Here is a 26,246-nt window from a genome sequence, read left to right as displayed (position 1 = left end):
AATGAACTACAAGATCGCCGCCACGCTGGCGCTGCTGGGTGCCGCATCGGGTGTGTCGGCCGCACCATCCGCGGGCCAGACCTATTTCGAACAGAACTGCGCCAGCTGCCACACGGCCGATGCCGCCATGGGTTCGCGCGCGGGACCGCCGCTGTTCAACGTCGTGGGCCGCAAGGCCGGTTCGGCACCGGGCTACAACTACACGGATGCGCTGTCGAAGGCCGGCGCGGCCGGCAAGACGTGGACGCGCGCGGAGCTCGACGTCTTCCTGCGCGACCCGACCAGGGGTGTGCCGGGGACCGCGATGCCGATCGGGATCGCGGATGCGAAGGCGCGCGGCGCGGTGATCGATTACCTGGCGGCGCAAAGCGGCAAATCGGCCGCCCCGAAAACCGCCGCCGCGGCGGGCGCGCGCGCCGGTGCCTGGACCGACGACAAGCCGGGCGACCTGCATCACATCACGGTCGACCAGCTCGTCGCACCGTTTGCCAGCGAGAGCGCGGGCAATGGGCCCAAGCTCGCGAAGCGTCCGGACGGCGCGCTGCCGGCCGTGCCGCAAGGCTTCAAGGTCAGCGTGCTGGCCGACACGGGCAAGGCGCGCTACGCGCTGCGCGCGCCGAACGGCGACATCATCCTGGCCGATTCGGGCAAGGGCGAAGTCCGCATCCTGCGCCTGTCGGCCGACGGCGCCAAGGCGGGCACGGACAGCGTGTTCGCAACGGACCTGTCGCGCCCTTACGGCCTCGCGCTGTGGCCGGCCGCGAATCCGACATACCTGTACGTGGCCAACGCGAATTCCGTCGTGCGCTTCCCGTATGCCGCGGGCGACCTGAAGGCGAAGGGCAAGCCCGAAACCATCGTCGAGAAGATCGTCGACGGCCTGGGCAACCACATCACGCGCTCGCTCGCGTTCTCGCAGGACGGTAAAACCCTGTTCGTGTCGGTCGGCTCGGCCACCAACGTCGGCGAAGGCATCGGCGCCACGCCGCCGCAGCCGCTCGCGCAATGGGAAGCCGCGCACGGCCTGGGCGGCGCGTGGAACCAGGAGACCGACCGCGCCACCGTGCTCGCGTTCGACCCGGACGGCAAGAACCGCCGCAACTACGCGAACGGCCTGCGCAACTGCGTCGGCATGTTCGTGCATCCGGACACGGGCGACCTGTATTGCAGCGTCAACGAGCGCGACGAACTGGGCGACAACCTGCCGCCGGACTACGTCACGCGCGTGAAGCGCGGCGGCTTCTACGGCTGGCCGTGGTACTACCTGGGCACGCACGAAGACCCGCGCCTGAAGGGCGTCCGTCCGGACCTGAAGGACAAGATCACCGTGCCCGACACGCTGATCCAGGCGCACTCCGCGCCGCTGGGCATGACCGTGTACCACGCCCCTGCGGGCGCGAAGCACGCGTTCCCGAAAGAGTACGACGGCGACATCTTCCTGGCGCTGCACGGCTCGTGGAACCGCGGCATCCGCACCGGCTACAAGGTCGTGCGCGTGATGATGAAGAACGGCGCCCCGACGGGCCAGTACCAGGACTTCATGACCGGCATGGTGCTGTCCGACCGCGACGTGTGGGGCCGTCCGGCGGCCGTGACGGTGGCGGCGGATGGCGCGCTGCTCGTCGTGGACGACGGCGGCGGCGTCGTGTGGCGGATCGTGCCCTCCAAATGAGGCGATAAGAAAACCTTAAGCAGGCTTGCCGATGATGAGGGTCGGGAGATGTCCGGCCCATCGATCAGGAGGCAAGCATGAAAAACGTTCTTGTGTGGGACCTGCCGGTCCGCATATTCCACTGGCTGCTGGCGGCCAGCTTTGCCGGCGCCTGGCTGACGGCCGGCCACGAGCGCTGGATGCTGGTGCACGTGACACTCGGCTGCACCGTGCTGGCGCTGGCCGTCCTGCGCGTCGCGTGGGGCCTCGTCGGCACGCGCCACGCCCGCTTCGGCGATTTCGTGCGCGGGCCGCGCGCCGCCATGCGCTATCTCGGCGGCCTCGTACGCGGCCAGCCGCAGCACTACCTCGGCCACAATCCCGCCGGCGGCCTTGCGATCGTGGCCCTGCTGGCGCTGGCCGTGACGGCCGCCGCCGCCGGCCTGGCGACGTACACGCTGGGCGACGCGTACGAAGATCTGCACGAAGTGCTGGCGAACCTGATGCTGGGCCTCGTCGGGCTGCACGTGGCGGCGGTCGTCGTGTCGGGCTGGCTGCATCGCGAGAACCTCGTCGCGGCCATGTTCAGCGGCCGCAAGCGCGGTGCGCCCGCCGACGGCATCGCCACGCCCCGGCGCGGTATCGGCATCGTGCTGCTGGCGGCCGTGCTCGGGTTCTGGGGCTGGCAGCTGAGCCATCCGGCCGCTGGCCTGGGCGCCGTCGCGGTGGCCGAGGCCCATGGCGAAGACGGTGACGACTGACCCGCCGCGTGGGAGAATGAGCGCATGCACATCCTTCTCGCGGAAGACGATCCCCTGCTCGGCGACGGCCTGCGCGCCGGGCTGCGCCAGCTCGGCTTCCAGGTCGACTGGGTGCAGAGCGGCGATGCGGCCGAGCGCGAACTGCGCGCGCAGGACTACGCGGCGGCCGTGCTCGACCTGGGCCTGCCACGCCGGGACGGCATGGACGTGCTGGCGGCCGTGCGCGCCGCCGGGCTGGCCACGCCCGTGCTCGTGCTGACCGCGCGCGACGCCGTGCCGGACCGCATCCGCGGCCTCGACGCCGGCGCCGACGACTACGTGGTCAAGCCCGTCGACCTGCACGAACTGGCCGCGCGCCTGCGCGCCCTCGTGCGGCGCGCGCATGGCCAGCCGCGCGACCGCCTGCGCGCGGGCGACGTCGAACTCGATCCCGCCGCCCGCACCGTGCGCAAGGACGGCACGACGGTGACGCTGTCGACGCGCGAATTCGACCTGCTGCATGCGCTGATGCTGAATACCAACCGCGTGCTGACGCGCGAACAGCTGGAACAGCACCTGTACAGCTGGGGCCAGGAAGTGGAGAGCAACGCCGTCGAGGTGCACGTCCACAACCTGCGGCGCAAGCTGGGGAGCGCGTTGATCCAGACGGTCCGCGGCGTCGGCTACGTGCTGCGCGATCCCGCTGCGCCATGAGTCGCGGCCCCTCGCTGCAGGTCCGCCTGCTCGGGCTGATGTTCGGCGTGCTCGCGGCGCTGTGGGCCGCGACGCTCGCGCTGACCCTGTCCGACACGCGCCACGAACTGGACGAACTGCTCGACGCGCACCTCGCGCAGTCGGCATCGCTGCTGCTCGTGCAGGACGCGGATGCCGACGAGGACGTCGCGGCGCCCGACGCGCCGATCCTCCATCGCTATGCGCCGCGCGTCGCCTTCCAGGTGTGGCGCGATGGCCGCCTCGTCCTGCGTTCCGCCAACGCGCCCGCGCTGCCGTTCGGTCCCGCCGCGCGGCGCGACGGCTTCGCGTTCGTCGATGCGCCGGGCGCGCGCTGGCGCGTGTTCGCCGCCTATGATCCCGCGCGCCGGCGCCAGGTGTATGTCGGCGAGCGGCTCGATGCGCGCGGCGAGATCCTGGCCGCGGTGCTGCGCGGCGTGTCGTGGCCGCTCGCGCTCGCGCTGCCCGTGCTGGGGCTCGCGACGTGGTGGACCGTGCGGCGCGGCCTCGCGCCGCTGCGCCGGATGGGACGCACGCTGGCGGCGCGCCGTCCGGACGCGCTGGACCCCGTCGCGCTCGATGGCATGAGCGCGGAAATGCTGCCGCTCGCCGCGTCGCTCAACGGTCTGCTCGGACGCATCGCCGACCTGCTGGCGAACGAGCGGCGCTTCACGGCGGACGCGGCGCACGAGTTGCGCACGCCGGTCGCGGCCATCCGCATGCAGGCGCAGGTGGCGCAGGCCGCGACGGACGATGCGACCCGCGCGCACGCGCTGGACGGGCTGCTCGCCGGCTGCGACCGCGCGGCGCGCCTGATCGACCAGCTGCTGACGCTGGCCCGCGTCGAGTCCGCGCAGGCGCCCGAGATGGCCGGCGTCGAACTGGGGGGCGTCACGCGCGGCGTGATGGCCGAGCTGGCGCCGGCCGCGCTGGCGAAGGCGCAGCGGCTCGAGCTGGATGCGCAGGGGACGTACGTCGTGCGCGGGAATGCGCTGCTGCTGGCGGTCCTGGTCCGCAACCTGGTCGACAACGCGGTGCGTTATGCGCCGCCGGGGGCCGCCATCGGCGTGTATCTGCATCGGGAAGGGGATGAGGTCGTGCTCGACGTCGAGGATGGCGGCGCGGGCCTGGCCGACGCCGACCTGGCGCGGCTCGGCGAACGGTTTTATCGCGTAGCCGGCAACGGCGCGGCCGGCAGCGGACTCGGATGGTCGATCGTGCGCCGCATCGCGGCCGTGCATGGCGCACGGGTCGCGGTGCGGCGCTCGGAACGGCTGGGCGGATTGGCCGTCGCCGTCACGTTCGGGTGATTACTTGCTCTCGGCGATCCAGCGATCGACCTTCTTTTCCAGCAGCGCCAGCGGCAGCGTGCCTTCGCCCAGCACGATCTCGTGGAACTTCGGCAGGCTGAATTTCGGGCCGAGTTCCTTTTCCGCGCGGGCGCGCAGTTCCTGGATCTTCAGCGCGCCGATCTTGTAGCCCAGTGCCTGCGCCGGCCACGCCATGTAGCGTTCCGTCGCATTGCGCGCGTCCGCTTCCGTGTAGCCCAGCGTCTCGCGCATGTACTGGATCGACTGCTCGCGCGTCCAGCCCTTCGCGTGCATGCCCGTGTCGACGACGAGGCGCACGGCGCGCAGCATCTCGTCGTTCAGGTGGCCGAAGTAATCCTCGGGCTTGTCGAACAGGCCCATCTCCTTGCCCAGCGTCTCGGCGTACAGCGCCCAGCCTTCCGTGAACGCGTTGTTGCCGCCGAACTTGCGGAAGTTCGGCAGGCCCAGTTCCTGCATCAGCGCGATGTGGAAGTGGTGACCCGGCTGGCCCTCGTGCAGGAACAGCGTGACCATGCCCGTGCTGCCGTACTGCTTCGGGTCGTTCACGACGGACCAGAACACGCCCGGACGCGAGCCGTCCACGGCCGGCGGCGTGTAGTGGTCGGACGCGGTCGCGCGCGACAGTTCCGGTTCCAGGCGCAGGTCGAGCGGCGTCTTCGGCCGCAGCGAGAACAGCGCCGGCAGCTTCGCCTGCAGCACCGTGTTCAGGTGGCGGTAGACGTCGATGATCTCGCCCTCGGTCTTGAACGGCTTGTACTTCGCCTGCTCCGACACCCACACCGGCAGGCCGGCCGGCGGGCCGTCGTAGCCCATCTTCGGACCGATGCGCGCGAACTCGCCCTGGATGCGCGCGACTTCCCGCAAGCCGATCTGGTGGATCTGTTCCGGCTGCAGGTCGGTCGTCGTCTGGCTCGCGACGCGCGCGAGATACCAGTCCATCCCCTGCGGCAGCGCGCTCCAGCCCGTGCTCGTGCGGCAGGCCGGCAGGTAGTCGTGCTCGATGAAGTCGGCCAGGCGCTTCAATGCGGGATTCAGCTTGCCGGCTATGGTGCTGCGATACGCGGCCGTCAGCTTCTTCCTGTCGGCATCCGAAAACGCGGCCGGGAAGTTCTTCACGGGCGAGTAATAGATGCTGTCCTCGGCCTTGGCGGCGACCAGCTGCTTGAACTGGGGCAGGGCGGATTCCATGATCGCCTTCGGCTGCACGATCCCGCGCTTCATCCCTTCGCGCATGTTGGCGATGGCCTGGTCGATCCACGGACCGAGCTGGTTCAGGCGGCTCAGGTAGGCCTGGTAATCCTTCACGGTGACCAGCGACTGCGCCTGCTGGCCGCTGCTGTAGTTCGCGAGCGTGATCGGCAGCGCGTCCATCTGGTCCAGCGGCAGCAGGTACTCGGGGAACGGCTCGAAGCGCAGCGCGGTCTTGAGCTCGTAGTCGAGGATGTCGTAGCTCGTCTGGTCGCGCTGGGACAAGCCGTCGCGCGGGATCGCGTGCAGGCGTTTCAGGTAGCCCTTGTACAACGCGTACTGGTGGGCGATGTTCTTCGGTGCGATTGTCATGCCGATCTGGTCGGGGAAGCGGTTGTCGCCGCTTTCGCCGGCGGCGACGGGATCGAAGCGCGCTTCGGCGTCCCAGTAGTCGTCGGCCAGTTTGTTCAGCTGTTTCGATGCGGCGCTGGCGTTCGTGGCGCCGGCCGTGGGCTTGGCCGCGGTGTCGGCGGCGAGGGCCGGCGCGCAGGCGATGAGGCAGGCGGCGGCGAGGGTGCCCAGGGTAAGGGTCTGTTTCATGATGTTTGAACGATGTAAAGGAAGCGGCGCCAAGGATACTCCCGGCACCGCCCGAGGCCCAGTCTTTACGGGCGATCTTTAATAATTGGCCAGCGGCGCCAGTTGCCCGCCCTTGAACGTGTAGACCGTGACGGCCGTCTTCTTCAGGTTGCCGCTCGCATCGTAGCCGTACGTGCCGGCCACGCCCTGGTAGCTCATCGTGTGCAGCTGCTTGCCGACGGCCGCGGCGTCCGTCGTGTTCGCGGCCTGCATGGCGCGGGCGATGAACATCGTCTGGTCGTAGAACGCGGGCGCGTACACGTCCGGGTCGCGCTGGTAGCGCTGTTTGTATCGCGCCTTGAACGCGGGGCCGTTGGCCTGCTTGTCGAGCGTCGCGCCGGCCTGCGCGCACATCACGTTCTCGCCGACGGCATCGCCGCCCAGCTTGGCCATCTCGGGGCTGCACAGCGTGTCGCCGCCCAGCAGGCGCACGTTCGCCATGCCCAGCTGCTTCATCTGGCGCGCCATCGGGGCGCCCTGCGGCGCATAGCCGCCGAAGAAGATGGCGTCCACTTTCTTCGCGCGGAACGCGGTCAGGATGGCGGAGAAATCGCTCGCCTTGTCGTTGGTGAATTCGCGGCCGACGACGGTCACGCCCGAGGCGCGCGCCTGCTTCGCGAATTCGTCGGCGATGCCCTGGCCGAACGCGGTGCGGTCGTCGATCACGCCCACCGTCTTGATCTTGAGTTCCCTGGCGGCGTACGACGCCATCGATGCGCCCACCTGGGCATCGCTGGCGACGATGCGGAACACGTTCGGGTAGCGCGCCTGCGTGATCTTGGGGCTCGTGCCCACGGTCGACATCAGGATGCCGGCATCGTTGTAGACGCGCGAGGCGGGGATCGCCACGCCCGAGTTGTACGGGCCGAGCACGAACTTGACGCCGGCGTCGGCGAACTTCTGCGCCACGCTCACGCCGGCTTTCGGGTCGCCCTGGTCGTCTTCCGACAGCAGTTCGAATTTCAGCGTCTTGCCGCCCACCTTGAGCTTTTGCGCGTTGAGTTCCTCGACCGCGAGGCGCACGCCGTTCTCGTCGTCCTTGCCGGCGAAGGCGTTGGAACCCGACAGCGGGCCGCTCACGCCGATGCGCACGACCTGGTCCTGGGCGAGCGCGGTGGTCCCGGTCGCGAGCAGGATCGCCGCCAGCGCCAGGGTCTTGATGGTTGATGCCATTCCGTTGTCTCCGTTGTTATTCAACGGCCGCCATCATCGCATGATCGGCGCGATGAGCAAACTTCAGGCGGGCAGCCCGTGCGTGATCAGTTCCAGCGGCAGCGCGGTGGTGCACTTGATCTGCTCCATCGAGAACGCGGAGGAGACGCCGGACAGCTGCGCGGTGCGGATCAGCTTTTTGTAGAAACGGTCGTAGCCGTCGATGTCGGTCGTGACGACCTTGAGCAGGTAGTCGACGTCGCCGCTCATGCGGTGGAATTCCAGGACTTCCGGCAGCGCGATGACGGCGGAGGCGAAGCGCTCCAGCCATTTTTCGTCGTGCTCGTTGGTGCGCACGCTGACGAATACCGTCACGGGCAGGCCGACCTTGTGCCGGTTGACGATGCTGACCCGGCTCTCGATGTATCCCTCTTCCTCCAGGCGTTTGACGCGTTTCCAGCAGGGGGTGCTGGAGAGCCCGACCTTTTCGCTCAGGCCGGAAATCGACAGCGTGGCGTCGGCCTGCAGGGCGGCCAGGATCGCGCAGTCGTATTTGTCGAGTGAATTCATCTTGTCCATCGCACGGTCTCTAGAATGTTCGTTCTTCAGCGCAGGAAAAATCAAAGATTCTTTAGTACGTCATTTTCGGCACCTAACCGTAACATATTACTCAACAATCGCGCTGCTGGCGCATTTATTTTTGGACTTTTAGCAATTATTTTATGGCCCCCGACCTCTACCTCGACGCAAACGCCACTTCGCCGGTCCTGCCTTCCGCAATCGCCGCCGCGGTCGAGGCGATGGAGGCCTCGTTCGGCAATCCGAGCAGCAGCCACGCCACCGGCCTGCGCGCCAAACGCATCCTCGACACGACCCGTGCGCGCGCCCGCCGCGTGCTCGGTGCCGGGCCGGGACGCGTGCTGTTCACGAGCGGTGCCACGGAAGGCATCCAGACCGCCGTGCTGTCGGCGCTCGTCGCCGTGCGCGAGCGCCGCGCGGCCGGGGAAGACTGCGGCGACCTGCTGGTCTACGGCGCCACCGAACACAAGGCCGTGTCGGAAAGCCTCGCGCACTGGAACCGCCTGCTCGGCACGGGGCTCACCTTGCAGCCGCTGCCCGTCGACGCAGCAGGACGCCACCGCCTGGACGTGCTGCGCGACCTGGCGCCGCGCGCGGCCATGGTCTGCACGATGGCGGCCAACAACGAGACGGGCGCCATCTCGGACCTGGACGGCATCGCGCGCGTGCTGCGCGCGAGCGGATCGAAAGCCTGCTGGATGGTCGACTGCGTGCAGGCGCTGGGCAAGCTGCCGCTGGATCTCGCGAACACGCGCATCGATTACGCGCCGTTCTCCGGTCACAAGCTGCACGCGCCGAAAGGCATCGGCATCCTGTACGTGCGCGACGGCGCGCCCTACACGCCGCTGATGATCGGCGGCGGCCAGGAAGGCGGCCAGCGCTCCGGCACGGAAAACATGGCCGGCATCGCTGCGCTCGGCGCCGTGCTGGCCGCACTGGAAGAGGGCACGACGTTCCACACACACGCCGAGCTGGCGGCCATGCGCGACCGGCTCGCGGCCGCGTTGCGCGACGCGTTTCCCGGCATCGTCTTCAACGCGCCGTTCGAACACACCCTGCCGACCACGCTGAATGTCGCCGTGCCCGGCGTCTCCAGCAAGGACCTGCTCGACCTGTTCGACGCGGCCGGCCTGCGCGTCAGCGCGGGCTCGGCCTGTTCCGCCGCCAAGGCCGCGCCCAGCTACGTCCTCGATGCGATGGGACTGCCCCTGTGGCGCAGCGGCGGCGCCGTGCGCCTGTCGATCGGGCCGCTCGCGGACAACGCCTTCGTCGACGCCGCCTGCGCGCGCATCCGCCGCTGCGGCGAGGCGTTGCGCACGTCGCCGCTGAGCGGTGGGCATCCCGGCGTGATGCAGGTCAGCGGCGACGGGCGGCATGGCTGGATCGTGTTCGATGGTGAAACCTGCGTCGCGCTCGATCCGCCGCCCGGACAGGTCGAACGCATCGCCGCGCTGGCGCGCGACGCGGGCCTGCGCCTGGCCGACTTCGACGCGGCGGAGCGCGCCACCGTCGCGCTGGACGACGGCAGCCATGCGCCCTGCATGCCCATCGGCGGCGCCGTGCTGGCCCGCCTGCCGGACGGCTGGCTGCTGGGCGAGGCGCAAGACGGCCGCTTGCCGCGCACGGCCGTGCGCCAGGTCTTCGGCACCATCGATGCGACCCGCCTGGCGCAGATCGCGCATGACGGCGCCGTGATCTGCCACGGCACCGATGTCGACGGCCTGGCCTGGGCGACGGTGAATGCGCTGCGCGATGCCGGCGCGCCGGGCCAGCTACATCCCGACGCGCTGGATGTGTTCCTGCGCCGCCACGCGGACGCGCTGCTCGTCGACGTGCGCGAAACGGGCGAAGCGGCGGCCGGCGCAATCACCTTGCACGGCCGCGCGGCGCACCACGTGCCGCTGTCGCGCCTTGCCGAGCACCTGCCGGCATGGCTGTCCGATCCGGCCCGGCCGATCGTGTTCGTCTGCCGCAGTGGGAACCGTAGCGCGAAGGCCGCCCTTTGCCTGCGCCGCGCGGGGCATGTGCAGGCGTGGACCCTCGTGGGCGGGCTCGCGCTGGCGTAAAACATACCGATCGTCAATGAGCGTTCGCTAACGCACAGTTCCCCGGCACCTGATTGCTTAGCATGGCGGCAGCCGTGCGCCCTCGTCTCACGCTTCATCCGAATGGTCGCGTCCCGCGTCAGCCGGCGGTCGGTTGCGCACGCCACCACGAGGTTCCTGTTGAAAGAAGAAAAAGTGCTGCCGCCCGCAGCCGGGGTCGCCGATGACGACGCCCCGCTGCGCGCCGAACTGTTTTCCGCCGCCCAGATGGCCGTCCACGGCCGCCGCCTCGCCGCGCGCCATCAACTGGCCGACGCGCCGGGCAGCGACCGCCTGCTGGACCGCCTGGACGACAATGCCGCCGTCATCGCCGATGCCTGCGCCGGCCTTGCGCGCGCCGCGCGCGCCGGCGTGCGCCTGCCGCCGGCGGCCGACGCGCTGCTCGACCATGCCTGGCTGATCGACGACCACGTCCGCCTCGCGCGCCGCCACCTCCCCGACGACGATTGCTGCGCGCTGCCCTGCCTGCAGGATGCCGATGCGCGGGGCAATCCGCGCGTGTACCAGCTGGCGCTGGACGTGATCGCGCATGGCGACGGCCGGCTGGACGCGGAAAGCCTCGCGCGCTTCGTCGCCGCCTACCAGGAAGGCGCGCCGCTGGCGCTGGCGGAACTTGCGGCGCTGCCGGCCATGCTGCGCCTCGTGCTCATCGAGAACCTGCGCCGCCTCGCCGTGCGCCAGGCGGACACCCGGCGCCAGCGCGTGCAGGCCAACCGCTGGGCCGACCGCATGACGGCGCGGGCCGAGGAGCGGCCCGGTGACCTGATCCTCGTCGTGGCCGACATGGTGCGCGACGTGCAGCCGATGAGTTCCGGCTTCGTGGCCGAACTCGCGCGCCGGCTGCAGGGCCGCGGCGGCCCGCTCACCCAGGCCTTGCAATGGATCGCCACACGCCTCGCGGACGAGGGCCGCACGCTCGACCAGGCGATGCAGGCCGACGTCACGCAGCAGGCCGCGGACGACGTCTCGGTCGCGAACTCCATCGCCAGCCTGCGCCTGCTGGGCAGCATGGACTGGCGCGAATTCGCCGAGACGATGAGCGCCGTCGAGCAGGCGCTGCGCGGCGACCCGGCCGGCGTCTACGGCCGCATGGACGGCGCCACGCGCGACCATTACCGCCACGTGGTCGGGCGCCTCGCGCGCGCCGCCGGCCGCCGCGAGATCGAGGTGGCGACGGAAGCGCTGGCGCTGGCGGCCGAAGGGCATGACGCGCGCCGGCGCCACGTCGGCTTTTACCTGGCCGGCGACGGGTTGCCGCAACTGAAGCAGCGGCTGAACCTGCGCCCCGGCCGCGTGCGCGCGCTGCCGGCCTATCTGGGCGCCGTCGGCGCGTGCACCGCACTGTTCGCGGGGGCGGCCGCCGTCCACGCGGCGCAGGATGGCGCCGGCCCGGCGCTGCTCGTCGCGATCGGCCTGCTGGGCGCGCTCGGTGCGAGCCGGCTGGCGCTGGCCCTCGTCGACCTGATGGCCGCGCGGCTCGTCGCGCCGGCGCCGCTGCCGCGCATGGATGTCGGCGCGGGCATCCCGCCCGATGCGCGCGCCATCGTCGTCGTGCCCGCGCTGCTGTACGGCCGCGACAACGTGGCGGCCCTCGTCGAGTCGCTGGAAGTGCATTATCTCGCCAACCGCGACCCGCACCTGCGCTTCTGCCTCCTGACCGACCTGGCCGACGCGCCGCGGCAAGAGGTGTACGGCGACGCCGACCTGATCGAACAGGCGCGCGCCGGCATCGCCGCGCTGAATGCGAAGTATGGAGCTTGCCGGCCGTTCCTGCTGCTGCACCGCCAGCGCACGTGGAGCGACGGCGAGGGCGCGTGGATCGGCCGCGACCGCAAGCGCGGCAAGCTGGAAGACCTGAATGCGTTCCTGCTGCGCGGCGAGCGCGCGCCGTTCGCCGTGATCGAAGGGCCCGTCGACGGCGTGGACGAGATCCGCTACGTGATCACGCTGGACGCCGGCACCGGCCTGCCGCGCGACGCCGCCCGCGCTTTCGTCGCCGCGATGGCGCATCCGCTCAATCGCCCCGTGCTCGATGACGCGGGCCGGCGCGTGGTGGCCGGTCACGGCCTGCTGCAGCCGCGCATGACGGCCGCGCTGCCGCCGGAACACGCGTCGCGCTACGAACGCCTGTGCGGCGGCGCATCCGGCATCGAGCAGGACCTGTTCGGCGAAGGCACGTTCGCGGGCCAGGGCATCTACGACCTGGCCGTGGCCGACCGCGTGCTGCGCGGCCGCCTGCCGGACGACCGGGTGCTGTCGCACGACCTGCTGGAAGGCAGCTACCTGCGTGCCGGCCTGCTGGGCGACGCCCACCTCGTGGCGCCATGCCCGGCGCGCTACAGCGACGATGTCGCCCGGCGCCACCGCCAGATCCGCGGCGACTGGCAACTGGCCGGCTGGCTGCGCGACCGCGTGCCGCGGGCGGACCGCAGCCGCGAAGCGAATCCGCTGCCGCCGCTGGCGCGCTGGAAGCTGTTCGACAACCTGCGCCGCAGCCTCGTCGCGCCCACGTTGTGCATCCTGCTGGTGCTGTGCTGGGCGCTGCTGCCGGCGCCCGCGTTCTGGACCGCGGCCGTGCTGGCCGTGTTCTTCGTGCCGTTCGCGCTGCGCACGCTCGTCGCCCTGGCCGACAAGCCGCACGACGTCGCGCCCGGCGCGCACCTGCGGCACTGCGCGCACGACGCGCGCATCGGCCTCTATCACGCGCTGCTGGACACGGCCTTCCTGCCGCACGAGGCCAGCTACAGCGTGGACGCGATCGCGCGCGGCGCGTGGCGCATGCTCGTGTCGAAACGGCTGCGCCTGGAATGGCGCGCGCCCACCCTGTCGCGCTCCAGCACGGACATGGAGTCGAACTGGCAGAACATGTGGTTCGCGCCCGCGTTCGCGGTGGGCGTCGCCGTGCTGCTCAGCTTTGCGAACCCGCTCGCGCTGTTCGCGGCCGCGCCGCTGCTGCTGCTGTGGTTCCTGTCGCCCGTGGTCGCATGGTGGGTCAGCCTGCCGGCTGCGCGTCATGCACCGCACCTGGCGGAGGCGCAGCGCCGGTTCCTGCGCACGACGGCCCGCCGCACGTGGGCATTCTTCGAGGACCACGTCACGGCCGAGAGCAACTGGCTGCCGCCGGACCACTTGCAGGAACACCCGGCCCCCGTCGTCGCGCACAGCACGTCGCCCGCAAGCGTGGGCTTCGCGCTGCTGGCCAACATGACGGCCTGGGACTTCGGCTACGCGCCTGCGGGCGACCTGCTGGCGCGCACGCGTGCGGCGCTGGACACGATGGGCCGGCTGGAACGCCAGCGCGGCCATTTCCACGACGCGTACGACACGCGCACGCTGGAGCCCCTGTCCGTGGCGGCCACCGGCAGCGGCAACCTGGCGGCGCACCTGCTCACGCTGGCCGCCGGCCTGGAACGGCTGGCCAACGAGCCCATCGCCTCCAGCCGCGCGCTGGACGGCATCCGCGACACGCTGGACGTCGTCGAAGAACACGCCGTGCCCGCCGTGCGCGAGGCGATCGCCGCGCTGCGCCTGCACCTCTCGCCGGAGCGCTGCCGCAATGCGGGCACGTTGCCGGGCCTCGCCGATTGCCTGCAAACGCTGGCGCGCCACGCGGAGGCGTTGTGCGCCGCCGTGCCGGACGACGCCGATCCGCAGTTGCGCGACTGGGCCGGCAGGCTGGCGCGGCAAACGGCGGCCGCGCAGGCGGACCTGCTGGCGATGGCGCCGTGGATGCGCGTCGTGCAGGAATACGTGATCGATTCGAGCCTCACCCGCATCCCGACGGTGCGCGAGCTGGCCGGCTTCGGCATGAAGGCGCCGGGCGACGACCTGGAACCGGACGAGCGCACGCGCCAGCTGCTGCTCGCCGGGCTTGTCGCGGAAGGCAGCACGAACGCGCAGGTGCGCCTGCAGGAGATCGAGCAGCTGGCGCGTGCCGCGCGCGCGTGTGCGGACATGGATTTCGGTTTGCTGGCCGACGCGGACACGGGCCTGCTCGCATCGGATGCCCGCCTGGCCAGCTTCACCGCCATCGCGCGCGGCCAGCTGCCGCAGGAACACTGGACCGCGCTGGGCCGCCAGTCGTGCCGCGCGTACGGCCACCCGGTGCTGCTGTCGACGGACGGCGCGCTGGACGACTACCTGGCGCCGCTGCTGGTGATGCCGGCGTACCGCGACACGTTGCTGGACCAGACGTACCGGGGCATCGTCCGCGCGCAGGCGGAATACGGCCGCCGCCGCGACGTGCCGTGGGGCTTTGCGGCATCCGGCTACAACGCGATGGACGCCGCGCTGCATTACCAGTACCGCGCCTTCGGCGTACCCGGCACGGGGACGCAACGGGCGTCAGGCGAAGACCTCGTCGTCGCGCCATACGCCGCGCTGCTGGCGCTGATGGTCGAACCGGAGCGCGCCTGCGCCAACCTGGAGCGCATGGCGCAGCTGGGCTTCAAGGGCCGCTACGGTTTCTATGAAGCCGTCGACTACACGCCGGCGCGGCGGCCCGCGGGCCAGGCCCATGCGATCGTGCGCGCGTTCATGGCGCACCACCAGGGCATGGGTTTGCTGGCGCTGTCCTGCCTGTTGCACGACCGGCCCATGCAGCGCCGCTTCGCCGCCGAGCCGCAGTTCCAGGCCGCGTTGCCGCTGCTGCAGGAACCGGTGCCGCGCGCCGGTGCGGGGCGGCACGTGGAGGTCGAAGACATGCGCCCGCGCGCGCCCGACAGCGCCACGACGGCGCGCACGGTGACGCAACCGGACGCCGCGCCGCAGGACGTGCAACTGCTGTCCAACGGCCGCTACCACGTGCTGGTGACGGCGAGCGGCGCCGGCTACAGCGCGTGGCGCGACCTGGCCGTCACGCGCTGGCGCGCGGATCCGACCGCCGGCGACGGCGGCCATGTCTGCTACGTGCGCGACGTGGACAGCGGGGCCGTGTGGTCGAACACCTGGCGGCCCACGCTGGCGCGGCCCGAGCATGACGAAGCCCGGTTCTCCGAAGGCCGCGCCGCATTCCACCGGCGCGACCACGGCATCGAACTGCACACGGAGATCGTCGTCGCGCCCGACGACGACGTCGAACTGCGCCGCCTGCGCATCGCCAACCGGACGGGCACGACGCGCACCATCGAGCTGACGAGCTACGCGGAGGCGGCGCCGGCAACCGTGCAGATGGAGATCCTGGCACAGCGCGATGCGCTCCTGTGCACGCATGGGCAGGCATGGCTGCTGAACGTGATGACGGTGCACGGCGCGGACGCACCCGCGGCCCAGTTCGGGACGGACCGCGCGCACTTCATCGGCCGCGGACGGAGCAGGGCGCATCCCGCCGCGCTGGAGGGACGCGCGCCGCTGGACGGCCTGGACGGCATCGTGGCCGATCCGGTGCTGGCGATCCGCCGCATCCTGACGCTGGCGCCGCACCAGGAAGCGACGGTCGACATCGTGCTGGGCGTGGCCGAGACGCGCGACCACGCGCTGCGCCTGATCGACAAATACCGCGACCGCCAGGTGGCCGACCGCGTGCCCGAACTCGCGTGGACGCACGGCCAGGTCATGCTGCGCCAGTTGAACGCGAGCGAGGCGGACGCCCAGTCGTACGCGCGCCTGGCCGGCAGCGTGCTGTGTCCGCAGCCTGCGCTGCGCGCCGACCCGGCCGTCATCGCGCGCAACCAGTACGGCCGGGCCGACCTGGAAGCGCTCGGCATTCCGGGCGACCGTCCGCTCGTGCTGCTGCACCTGCGCGACGCCGCCAACCTCGACCTCGCGCGCCAGGCGGTCCAGGCGTATGCGTGGTGGCGCGCGAAAGGACTCGCCGCGAACCTCGTGGTCTGGTGCGACGGCCCGGCGGCGTTGCAGGACGAGGTCATGCGGCTGCCCGGCGCGGGCGGCGTGTACGTGTGCACGTCCGAGCAGCTGTCGCTGGACGAGCGCATGCTGATGCAGGCCGTGGCGCGCGTGGTCCTGGCCGACGACCAGGGCAGCCTCGCCGAGCAGCTGCGCCGCGCGGCCGCGCGCAAGGCCGAGCTGCCGCCGGCGCTGGTGCCGACCGCGGCGCCGGACCAGGACGAAGGGACCGCGCCGGCCGTCCCGGACGACGACATCGACGGCTTTACGGCCGATGGCCGCGAATGCGTCATCCGCACGGGCCCAGGCCGGCACACGCCCACGCCGTGGGTCAACGTGCTGGCGAGCCCGATGTTCGGCACGGTGATCTCGGAAAGCGGCCAGGCGTACAGCTGGAACCAGAATGCCCATGAATTCCGTCTGACGCCGTGGGACGATGACCTCGTGGCCGGCCGCGGCGGCGAAGTGTTTTATCTGCGCGACGAGCAGACGGGCGTGTTCTGGTCGCCGACGGCGCTGCCGGCACCGTCCGGCGCCGGCCATGTCACGCGCCACGGCTTCGGCTACAGCGTGTTCGAGCACGCGGCGCACGGCATCCACAGCGAGCTGTTGACGTATGTGGCGCTGGACGCGCCGCTGAAACACATCGTGCTCAAGCTGCGCAACGACGGGACCGCGGCGCGGCGCCTGTCCGTCACGGGCTACGTGGAGTGGGTGCTGGGCGAGCTGCGCGCGGACGCCGCGCCGCACGTGGTGACGGAGCAGGATCCCGTCAGCGGCGCGCTGTTTGCCCGCAACGCGTGGAACGGGGATTTCGCGGGCCGCGTCGCGTTCTTCCACCTCGATGCCGAGCACGTGGCGTTTACCTGCGACCGCGCGGAATTCATCGGCCGCGACGGCAGCCTCGCCCATCCGGCCGCGCTCGCTCGCACGACCTTGTCCGGCCGCAGCGGCGCCGCGCTCGATCCGTGCGCCGCGCTGCAAACCGTCATCGACCTGGCGCCGGGAGAAGAACAGGAACTCGTGTTCATGCTGGGCGTGGGCGGACGCCGCAACCTGGACGCCACCGGCATGGTCCAGCGCCACAGCGGTGCCGTGACCGCCGCCGCCGACCTGGCGCGCGTGCGCGACTTCTGGGACGACACGCTCGGCGCCGTCCGCATCGAGACGCCGGAGCCCGCGTTCGACGTCCTCGTCAACGGCTGGCTGATGGTGCAGGCGATCGCGTGCCGCATGTGGGCGCGCACGAGCCATGACCAGTCGGTGGGCGCATACCGTTTCGGCGACCAGTTGCAGGATGCGATGGCGGCCGTGCACGTGCGTCCGGAACTGCTGCGCGACCACATCCTGCTGTTCGCCGGCCACCAGTTCGTCGAAGGCGACGTGCAGCACTGGTGGCATCCGCCGACGGGCCGCGGCGAGCGCACACGCTGCCCGGACGATGCCTTGTGGCTGCCGCTCGCGGTGCACCGCTACGTGGGCGTGACGGGCGACTACGCACTGCTGGACGAGATCGCGCCGTTCATCGAAGGCCGCGCGCTCAGGCAGGACGAGGCGGCGTATTGCGACCTGCCCGAGCGTTCGCAGGAACAGGCCAGCATCTACGAACACTGCGTGCGCGCGCTACGCCGCGCCCTCGTGTTCGGGCCGCACGGCCTGCCGCCGGGGGCGGGTGGCGTTGGCGAGAGCGTCCGGCTCGGGTTCTTCCTGTACGACGTGCTGTGCCGCTTCGCGGAACTCGCCGACCGCCGCGGCGACTACGGCTTCTGCACGACGTGCCGCAGCGCGGCCCAGGTCCTCGCGCACAACCTCGACGGCAACGCGTGGGACGGCGCCTGGTACCGGCGCGCGTATGGCGACGACAGCGCGAGCGGCATCGATGCGGCCACGCAAAGCTGGGCCGTGCTGTCCGGCGCGGCCGACCGGGACCGGGCCCGCATCGCGATGGAGGCGGTGGACGCCCATCTCGTGCGCGACGGCGGCGGCGTCCAGGACACGCAGGCGGCGATCTGGGCGGCGATGGCGTTCGCGCACCTGGGCGACACGGAGCGTGCGTGGGCACTGGCGCGCATGCTCGTCCCGGCCGAGCGCACGGCGCCCTACGTGATGACGGCAAGCTGGTACGCGGGCTCGGCCGGCGGGATGTACCGGTTGATCGTCGAATCGTTGCTCGGGGTGACGCGAGCCGGCGAAACCTTGACCTTGATGCCACGCCTGCCTGCCAACTGGGAAGGCTTCCGTCTACACTACCGCTACCGCGGCAGCCAGTACACGATCGCCGTGCGGCGCGCGGACGAGCCGCTGCTGCACGTGGACGGGGTGGCGCAGCAGGGCAATACGATCGCGCTGGTGGACGACGGCCGGACGCACGAGGTGGAACTGCACGTGGCTTCCCGCCACGACCCGGCCGCCCCGGCGCCGCACATGAACTGGACGACCTGCGAAAAGATGCGACCATGAACACGCGACGTGCGCATGCGGTGGCTTTCCTGATCGGGACGGTAAGCATGTCGGCGCACGCCGCCGACTGGAGCGACACGGCGCTCAGCTGGCGCTACGGCCAGCGCTTCCGCGAGCCGTTCAATCCGTCCGACATCAAGAAGCACATCGTCGCGCTGACGCATGCGAGCGGCTACAAGTACGGCTCGAATTACGTCAACGTCGACCTGCTGCAGTCCGACCGCAACGATCCCGCGTCGCGGACGCAGAACGAGGGCGCGCAGGAGGCCTACGTCGTCTACCGCCACACACTGGATATCGGCGCACTGCGCGGCGCGCCGCTGGCCTACGGCGCCGTCAAGGGCGTGGGGCTCGTGCTGGGCTTCGACTGGAACACGAAGAACGACGTGGGCTACAACTCGCGCAAGCGCATGCTGGTGGCGGGGCCGGCCCTGATGTGGGACGTGCCCGGCTTTCTTAGCACGGGCCTGCTGCTGGTCCACGAAAGCAATGCGCCGAGCGGCGCGTTCCCGCCGATCTCCCAGGTACGCGGACGCTACACCTACGACATCCACCCGATGTTCTCGGCCAGCTGGGGCATCCCGATCCCCGAACGGTGGGCGCCAGGCTGGGCGTTCGAGGGCTATTTGAACTTCATCGGCGCCAAGGGCCGCGACGAGGTCGGCAGCGGCACCGGCGCCGAGACGAACCTGGACATGCAATTGATGTACGACGTGGGCAGCCATGTCGGCCAGCCGAAAAAACGTTTGCGCATCGGCCTCGAATACCAGTTCTGGAACAATAAATTCGGTAACACGGCCGGCACGACCGGCAACCGGGGCCAGCGCGCCAGCACCCCGATGGTAAGGGCCGAGTACCACTTTTGAACGGCCTTAAAATTTGTCAATAAGTTAATATCTAAATGACAATTTTATGAGCCTTGGATCAAGGCCGGCATGCATGCAATTGCAAAAATTGCATCATGAAAACCTCGATCCCCACTCTCTCCCTGGTGCTGGCCGCGGCCGGCGTGTTCAACCCCTGGTGTAGCGCTGCGCCGGCCGCGACGCTCGAACATAACGAGTTCGATGCGACCCTGCTCGCGCCGTACCACGGCGACGTCCGCGATGCGCGCACGTTCACCTTGTCGTTCGAGTATCCCGGCCTGCAGGCAGGTCGAAAGGCACGCCGTCCCGTGACGTGGCGCCTGGAGCTCGTCACGCCGTCCGGCCGCCGCGTCGCCCAATGGCAGGGGCGGCTGGCGCTGGGCGGCACGCCGCGTGACGTTGCCGTACGCTGGTCGGGCATCCTCGCCGGCCGCCGGCCCACGCCCGGCATCTACCGCGTGCGCCTGCATGCCGCGAGCGGCAGCGAGACGGCCGACCAGGCGTGGGACATCGCCGTCGGCAGCGTGCCGACGCCCGCGCTGCCCGCGTTCTCTCCGCTGCCGACGGGCCGTGCACGCATGATGGCCATGCCGGCGCCGGGCGCATTGCCGTACACGGTCTATTACGGCAACCTGCACAGCCAGACGCGCGACAGCGACGGCGGCGGCCCCGTCGACAACTGCCACGGCGCGCAAGACCCGCAGACGGCGCCCTACGGTCCGGACGCAGCGTATCCGTATGCGCGCAGGCACGGACTGGACTTCCTGATGGTCTCCGAGCACAACCACATGTACGACGGTTCGGACGGCACGAACCCGGATGCCGATCCCGCGCAAGCGAAGGCGCTGTACCGGGCCGGCCTGAAGACGGCGCGCGATTACTCGGATGCGAATCCGGGCTTCCTCGCGCTGTACGGCATGGAATGGGGCGTGATCGGCAATGGCGGCCACCTGAACATCTTCGACAGCGACGAGCTGCTCGGCTGGGAAAAGAACGGGAAGGGCGAGCTGCTTGCGGACACGCCGACGGCCAAGAGCGACTACGCCGCGTTGTACGCGCTGATGCGCCAGCGCGGCCTGACCGGCCAGTTCAACCATCCTGCGCTGACCGGCCAGTTCACCGTGAACGGCACGCCGCTCGCATACACTCCCGACGGCGACGCCGTGATGGCCTTGTGCGAAGTGGTCAACAGCTCCGCGTTTTCCGTCAGCGAGAACGAGGGCGAGACGCGGCGCAGCAATTTCGAGCTGGCCTGCAACAAGCTGCTGGAAGCGGGCTACCACGTGGCGTTCAGCAGCAACCAGGACAACCACTGCGCCAACTGGGGCGCGTCGTACAGCAACCGCAGCGCCGTGCTGATCCCGAACGGCGTGCCGCTGACGCGCGCCAGCTTCCTCGAGGCCGTGCGTGCCCGCCGCGTGTTCGCGACGATGGACAAGGATGCGCAGGTGGTCCTCACCGCGAACGGCCACCTGATGGGCGAGCGCTTCGACAATACGGGCGCGCTGCGGCTGCAGGTGGCTTACGCCAGCGCGACGGGACGGCAGGCCGCGACGGTGGCGATCATCGAAGGCGTCCCGGGACGCAACGGCGACGTGAGCCAGCTCTCCGACAAGGCCGACGTCACGACGGCGCCTGCGCCGGGCGCGCATTTCTATTATGCGAAGGTGACGCAGGACGACGGCAAGATCCTGTGGTCGGCCCCGGTGTGGGTGACGCAGCAGCCCTAGAAGCCCAGGCTGCGGCCCGCGCCGGACAGGGTGGCGACGCCCAGCACGGCGAAGATCAGCGCCGCCAGGCCGTGCACGAGTTTCAAGGGGACGCGGCCGGCGATCCGGTCGCCGAAGTACACGGCCGGCACGTTCGCGAGCATCATGCCGAGCGTCGTCCCGGCGACCACCGCCACGGCGGACGCGTAGCGCGCGGCCAGGGCGACGGTCGCGACCTGCGTCTTGTCGCCCATCTCGGCGACGAAGAACGCGAGCACCGTGGTGAGGAAAACGCCGAAGCGCGCCAGCGGCGCCTCGTCCTCGTCCATCTCGTCCGGCACCATGATCCAGGCGGCCATGCCGAGGAAGGCGATGCCCAGCACCCAGCGCATGACGTCGGGGCCGAGCAGGCGGCTCACGAGCGCGCCGACGGCGGCGGCGAAGGCGTGGTTGGCGATGGTCGCGACGAAGATGCCGGCCACGATGGGCAGCGGACGGCGGAAGCGTGCGGCGAGGAGGAAGGCCAGCAACTGCGTCTTGTCGCCGATTTCGGCGAGGGCGACGATGCCGGTGGAAACGAGGAAGGCATCCATGGAAAGGCGGATCATAGCAGAGGTGTGCCGCCGACGCGAACATGCTATCCTGCCCCGCGCTTCCACCATCCGAGGAATCCAAGAGTGCAATCCATGACCCGCATCGCAGCAGCGATCCTGCTCGCTTTCTCCGGCGCCGCACTGGCGCAGACACCCTCCACCGCCCCCGCCGCAACCGTCATTACGCAGGATGCCTCAGCCCTGAACGCCTGGCTGGCCACCGACGTCGAACGCGCGATGAAGCTGTTCGACGTGCCCGGCATCGCGATCGCCGTCGTCAAGGACGGCAAGGTCGTCGCCACGCAGGGCTTCGGCGTGCGCAAGCTGGGCGCGCCGGACAAGGTCGATGCGAAGACGCTGTTCGAGGTCGCGTCGAACTCGAAGGCGTTCACGGCGGCCGCGCTGGCGATGCTCGTCGACGAAGGCAAGCTCGCGTGGGACGATCCGGTCACGAAGCACCTGCCGGACTTCCAGATGTACGACGCGTACGTCACGCACGAGATGACAGTGCGCGACCTGCTCACGCACCGCAGCGGCCTGGGTCTCGGCGCCGGCGACCTGCTGTGGTGGCCCACGACGAATTTCTCGACCGACGAGATCATCCACAAGCTGCGCTTCATCCGCCCCGCCACGAGCTTCCGCAGCAGCTACGCGTACGACAACCTGCTGTACATCGTGGCCGGCAAGATCATCGCGGCCAAGTCGGGCAAGACGTGGGGCGAGACGATCCACGAGCGCATCCTCGCGCCGGTCGGCATGGTCTCCACGACGACGAGCCTTGCGGAAAACGCGGGCAATCCGGACGTGGCGAACGCGCACAGCAAGATCAACGACAGGATCGCGGCCGTGAAGGCGATGCCGGTGGCGAACGCCGTGGGCGCCGTCGGCATCAATACGAATGCCGAGGATATCGCGCGCTGGATGAACGTGCTGCTGGCCGGCGGCAAGGTGGGCACGGACGCGAACGGGAAGGAGATTCGCCTGTACAGCGCGAAGCAGGCGCGCGAGATGTGGACGGCGCAGACGCCGATGCGCATCAGCGAGCCCGATCCCAAGCTGGCGGCCACGCGCCCGAACTTCCTCGCGTACGGCCTCGGCTTCCAACTGCGCGACTGGCAGGGCAGGCTGGTCGCGATGCACAGCGGCGCGCTGCAGGGCTTTTATTCGAAGGTGGTGCTGGTGCCGGAAGCGAAGCTGGGCATCGCCATCCTGACCAACGCGGAAAGCGGCGGGTCGCTGAACGCGCTGCAATACCAGCTGCTCGACCGCATGCTGGACCCGGCCGCGGCGACCGACTGGATCGGCATCGTGAAAGCCGTCGAGGACGAGAACCACGCGAAGGAACTGGCGCGCATCGGCAAGGCGAACGCCGCGCGCGCGGCGAAGTCGCAACCGTCGCTGGCGCGCGCGGCGTACGACGGCGAGTACCAGGATCCGTGGTACGGCATCGCGACGATCAAGCATGAGGGGAACAGACAGATCCTGACGATGTCGCGCACGCCCGACCTGACGGGCGAACTGGAACACTACCAGCACGACACGTTCATCGTGCGCTGGAAGGAGCGCAACTTCAACGCCGATGCGTACGTCACGTTCGCGCTGAATCCGGACGGCAGCATCGAGCGGATGCGGATGCAGCCCATCTCGACGGAGACGGATTTCAGCTATGACTTCCAGGATCTGAACTTCACGCCGGTGAAGAAAGCGGTGCCATGACTATCGGCCTGCGGCCCATGAACCGTCGCCCCAGCGAAGGCAGGGGGCCAATTTTGCGTGCGCGGCTACTCAGATAAACTTGGGTCCCCGCCTGCGCGGGGACGACGGTATATGTACTTGGGTCCTCGCCTGCGCGGGGACGACGGTATATTTAAATCGCCGGCACCGGCGAGTACCCCGACACCGCCCGATACTTCCCATTCCCGTACCGCAGCACCTGCTTCTGGTCGATCGCCGCCGGCGGCCCCCCATACGACTCCGCGCGGCTGATCGCCCCCTGGTAGCGGATGGTCAGGTCGCCCGGCTGCTCATGCGTCGCGTCGATGCTCCAGCTGCTCTCGATCGCATAGCAGTCATGCGTGTCCGGCGCACCGCCGTCGTCGCGTGCGATGGGGTCCTGCGCGTGCGGCTTCACGAGCGGCGCCAGGCGGTGCTGGCAATCCGCCGCGCTGTCGACGTTGATGCCGGACAGTGCCAGCTCCACGGCCGGCTCGCGCCGGACCGCGTCGTGGCCGACTTCGTACACGGCGAGCCAGGTGCCGCAGTAACCCTGCCAGCAACTGCCGTATTCCACCGCAACGGCCTGGCGGCGCGCGGCCAGCGCGACCTCGCGCACGGCGGCGGCGCCGGAAAAGCCGCGCAGCGCGAAGATGCCCTGGCGTCCGCTCACGCCCCACGTGCCGCCATGCTGTTCGAACTGGTAGGCAGCCAGTGCCAGCGGCGTCGCCTGGACGGCGCTGGAGCGGCCGTCGTCCCCGGCCGGCACGAGGCCCGCGATGAGGGTCAGGTGCGAGGGGTCCGTGCGCAGCACCAGTTTCGGTTCGACGAGTACGCGGTTCGGCCCCACGTTCCAGCCGGCGTAGATGCCGTGCCCGGTGCCGGGAAGCGGCGGCAAGGCCGCGCTGTGCACGCGGCCGGCCGCGCTCTCGCTCCAGCCGGGAAAGGCCAGCGCAGCCAGCTGGGCCGGCGTGGGTAACGGTTGCGCGGCCGCGGCGAAGCAGGGCACGCAGGCGGACAGCACGGCCGCGCCGAGCGCGGCGCGGCGTAACGAAAACGCGGGCGCCATCAATTCTTCTTGCCGTTCCAGACGTCCAGCATGTCCTGCGAACCTTGCGAACGGATGCCGTTGTCCTGCAGGACGCCCTCGGTGGCGTCGACCATCGCCTGGCGCGGCAGGACCATCGTCTCGCCCAGGCGCTGGTCGAAGCGCAGCACGACGAGGTCGTCCTTCAGGTCGCGCAACAGGGCCACCAGGTGGCGCAGGCTGCGTACCGGCACGCCGTTGACGGAGTCGACGACGGAGCCGAAGCGGTTGCTGTAGCCCGTCACGAGCTTGTGCGGGAAGAACGGCGAGCTGATGACGACGAGTTCTTCGCGCTGCGCGTCCGGCTCGTCGCCGCGGTGCGTCACGAGCGGGCTGGCGTTGAAGCTGTAGGCGTTCAGCAGTTGCGCGTTGTTGCTGATGAAGGACAGGTATTCGGCCGTGGCGCGCGAGAACACGATCGGGCCGTACACGAAGTACGACGGATAGTCGCCGTCCAGCGCGGGAATCAACAGGGGACGCCGGCCGCTCGCGGGCACCTGTACCTGCATGGTCTTGCCGCCGCGGACGATGGTCAGCGGTACCTTGCCGTTTTTCGCGACCTGCTGCACGCGGTACTGGAAGCGCACGCGCAGGTTGGCCCCCAGCCTGACCATGCCCTGGTTGTCGATGGGGTAGTCGCCGATGCGCGTGATGACGTCCCATTCCTTCAGCGGGTACGCGGCATCGCTGCGGTACGGGCGGTGCACGACGACGCCGTCGACCGCGTTGTCCAGCTTGAGGTACTGGCGCAGGACCGGGTTCTCCAGCGTCTGGATATCGTCCAGCAGCAGCGGCTTGCCGTCGTAGCGGCCGTCGGCCACGTCGCGCAGGAACAGTTCCACTTCCTCGTTCGGGATCACGTAGCCGATGTTCTGGGCATTCGCCGCCATCGAGAACGCGAGACCGATCATCTTGTCGCCGTCGATCACAGGGCCGCCGCTGTTGCCGGGGTTGATGGGCGCGTCGATCTGCACGCGCAGGCCCGCGCTGCCGTAGCCGTAGGGGACGAATTCGACGCGCGAGACGATGCCCTTGGTGACGGACAGCGACGTGCCGCCCATCGGATAACCGTAGGCCATGACGGCCTCGCGCACGTCCGGCAGGACGCTCGTGCGCTTGACCGGGTGGTGCTTGTCGAAGAACGATTCGTCGTCCAATTTCAGTAGCGCGAGGTCCATGCCGCGAGCGATGGCGACGACGGTGGCGCCGACCTTGTCGCCGTCCTGGCTCGCCTGCACCTGCACCTGGCTCGCGTAGCCGACGACGTGGGCGTTGGTGAGGATCCGCTTGCCTTCGATGACCACGCCGGATCCGGTGATCTCCTGCGGCGTGGCCTTGGTCCAGGGCTTGAACGGGTCCGGGCGGCGCAGGGTGCTGAAGATCTTGACGACCGAGTTTTCGACGGCAGGCGATACGGGCGGCGCGGCGGTTGGCGGGGCGGTGGCCTGGCTGATTTCCTGGGCCTGGAGCGTGCAGCTGGCCAGCGCGATTGCGGCGGCCGCCGCAAGGCGAACGATCTTCATGGAATCCCTGTCTTGGTGTGCAAATGTGACATGCAAACGTTGCCGTCGCAATATACACGGTGCTTAACTATAAAAATGCACGAATTCTCACGCGTAACCATTCAGTAATCTCGTGTTGCATCCAGGCGTAATGACGCATGCATATGCGAGGTGTCCGGCCCACCTGTCGCGGACACCGGGCGGACAGTCGCGGACACCGAAAAACGCCGGAACGCGTGCAAATCCGCCGCCTGCCACGTGGCATGAAGATTGCCTATTCAAAACGTCAACTTGCTGCTAAGGTGCATCGGCTTCATGACCCCCGCAGTAAAAAAAGGAGCGGCCCGCCACCCGG

General features: G+C 69.8%; 15 protein-coding genes. 9 read left to right on the top strand and 6 right to left on the bottom strand.

What is annotated here, in order from left to right; translation table 11 throughout:
- Position 1: 1 nt before the first annotated feature.
- From ASD28_RS13775 to ASD28_RS13760, 4 genes are all read left to right on the top strand, one after another.
- Entirely contained in the window at positions 2 to 1,672 is a 1,671-nt protein-coding gene (locus tag ASD28_RS13775; RefSeq protein WP_056128638.1) for a PQQ-dependent sugar dehydrogenase, read from the top strand.
- Positions 1,673 to 1,749: 77 nt separating this feature from the next.
- Entirely contained in the window at positions 1,750 to 2,412 is a 663-nt protein-coding gene (locus ASD28_RS13770) for a cytochrome b/b6 domain-containing protein (protein WP_056128636.1), read from the top strand.
- 24 nt (positions 2,413 to 2,436) lie between these two features.
- On the top strand, positions 2,437 to 3,105 hold the full coding sequence (locus ASD28_RS13765) for a response regulator transcription factor (RefSeq protein WP_056128634.1): 669 nt from the start codon (positions 2,437 to 2,439) through the stop codon (positions 3,103 to 3,105).
- Positions 3,102 to 4,433: an ATP-binding protein gene (locus tag ASD28_RS13760; protein ID WP_056128631.1), complete on the top strand. Its 1,332-nt coding sequence runs from the start codon at positions 3,102 to 3,104 to the stop codon at positions 4,431 to 4,433. The genes ASD28_RS13765 and ASD28_RS13760 overlap by 4 nt, the downstream gene beginning before the upstream one ends.
- Here ASD28_RS13760 and ASD28_RS13755 read toward each other — a convergent pair whose 3' ends face one another.
- The 3 genes from ASD28_RS13755 to ASD28_RS13745 form a co-directional block, all read right to left on the bottom strand.
- Positions 4,434 to 6,242: a DUF885 family protein gene (locus ASD28_RS13755; protein ID WP_056128628.1), complete on the bottom strand. Its 1,809-nt coding sequence runs from the start codon at positions 6,240 to 6,242 to the stop codon at positions 4,434 to 4,436.
- 78 nt (positions 6,243 to 6,320) lie between these two features.
- A complete protein-coding gene (locus ASD28_RS13750; RefSeq protein WP_056128625.1) occupies positions 6,321 to 7,454 on the bottom strand; it encodes a branched-chain amino acid ABC transporter substrate-binding protein in 1,134 nt (377 codons plus the stop codon).
- A gap of 63 nt (positions 7,455 to 7,517) precedes the next feature.
- Entirely contained in the window at positions 7,518 to 8,003 is a 486-nt protein-coding gene (locus ASD28_RS13745; RefSeq protein ID WP_056128727.1) for an Lrp/AsnC family transcriptional regulator, read from the bottom strand.
- 152 nt (positions 8,004 to 8,155) lie between these two features.
- Between ASD28_RS13745 and ASD28_RS13740 the strand changes: the two genes are divergently transcribed.
- The 4 genes from ASD28_RS13740 (at position 8,156) to ASD28_RS13725 (ending at position 21,017) form a co-directional block, all read left to right on the top strand.
- Positions 8,156 to 10,078, top strand: a complete 1,923-nt coding sequence (locus ASD28_RS13740; protein WP_056128622.1) for an aminotransferase class V-fold PLP-dependent enzyme — start codon at positions 8,156 to 8,158, stop codon at positions 10,076 to 10,078.
- 159 nt (positions 10,079 to 10,237) lie between these two features.
- A complete protein-coding gene (locus tag ASD28_RS13735) occupies positions 10,238 to 18,421 on the top strand; it encodes a GH36-type glycosyl hydrolase domain-containing protein (protein ID WP_229412393.1) in 8,184 nt (2,727 codons plus the stop codon).
- Positions 18,418 to 19,287 carry a hypothetical protein gene (locus tag ASD28_RS13730; RefSeq protein ID WP_056128618.1) on the top strand — a complete coding sequence of 290 codons (870 nt, stop codon included), beginning with the start codon at positions 18,418 to 18,420 and terminating at the stop codon, positions 19,285 to 19,287. Before ASD28_RS13735 ends, ASD28_RS13730 begins: the two co-directional genes overlap by 4 nt.
- A gap of 95 nt (positions 19,288 to 19,382) precedes the next feature.
- Entirely contained in the window at positions 19,383 to 21,017 is a 1,635-nt protein-coding gene (locus ASD28_RS13725; RefSeq protein ID WP_056128614.1) for a CehA/McbA family metallohydrolase, read from the top strand.
- On the opposite strand, the gene ASD28_RS13720 is transcribed toward ASD28_RS13725, so the two are convergent.
- Complete coding sequence (locus tag ASD28_RS13720; protein ID WP_056128724.1) at positions 21,014 to 21,589, bottom strand: TMEM165/GDT1 family protein; 576 nt, start codon at positions 21,587 to 21,589, stop codon at positions 21,014 to 21,016. The genes ASD28_RS13725 and ASD28_RS13720 overlap by 4 nt on opposite strands.
- A gap of 93 nt (positions 21,590 to 21,682) precedes the next feature.
- Here ASD28_RS13720 and ASD28_RS13715 point away from each other — a divergent pair, with 93 nt between their 5' ends.
- Complete coding sequence (locus ASD28_RS13715; protein ID WP_082577333.1) at positions 21,683 to 23,305, top strand: serine hydrolase; 1,623 nt, start codon at positions 21,683 to 21,685, stop codon at positions 23,303 to 23,305.
- Positions 23,306 to 23,456: 151 nt separating this feature from the next.
- On the opposite strand, the gene ASD28_RS13710 is transcribed toward ASD28_RS13715, so the two are convergent.
- On the bottom strand, positions 23,457 to 24,371 hold the full coding sequence (locus tag ASD28_RS13710) for a hypothetical protein (RefSeq protein ID WP_056128609.1): 915 nt from the start codon (positions 24,369 to 24,371) through the stop codon (positions 23,457 to 23,459).
- Positions 24,371 to 25,912, bottom strand: a complete 1,542-nt coding sequence (locus ASD28_RS13705) for a S1C family serine protease (RefSeq protein WP_056128606.1) — start codon at positions 25,910 to 25,912, stop codon at positions 24,371 to 24,373. The genes ASD28_RS13710 and ASD28_RS13705 overlap by 1 nt, the downstream gene beginning before the upstream one ends.
- Positions 25,913 to 26,246: the final 334 nt, after the last annotated feature.

The organism is Massilia sp. Root133, assembly GCF_001426525.1.
GTDB classification, from domain to species: domain Bacteria; phylum Pseudomonadota; class Gammaproteobacteria; order Burkholderiales; family Burkholderiaceae_D; genus Telluria; species Telluria orientalis.
This window is presented reverse-complemented; position numbering and strand designations above follow the sequence as displayed.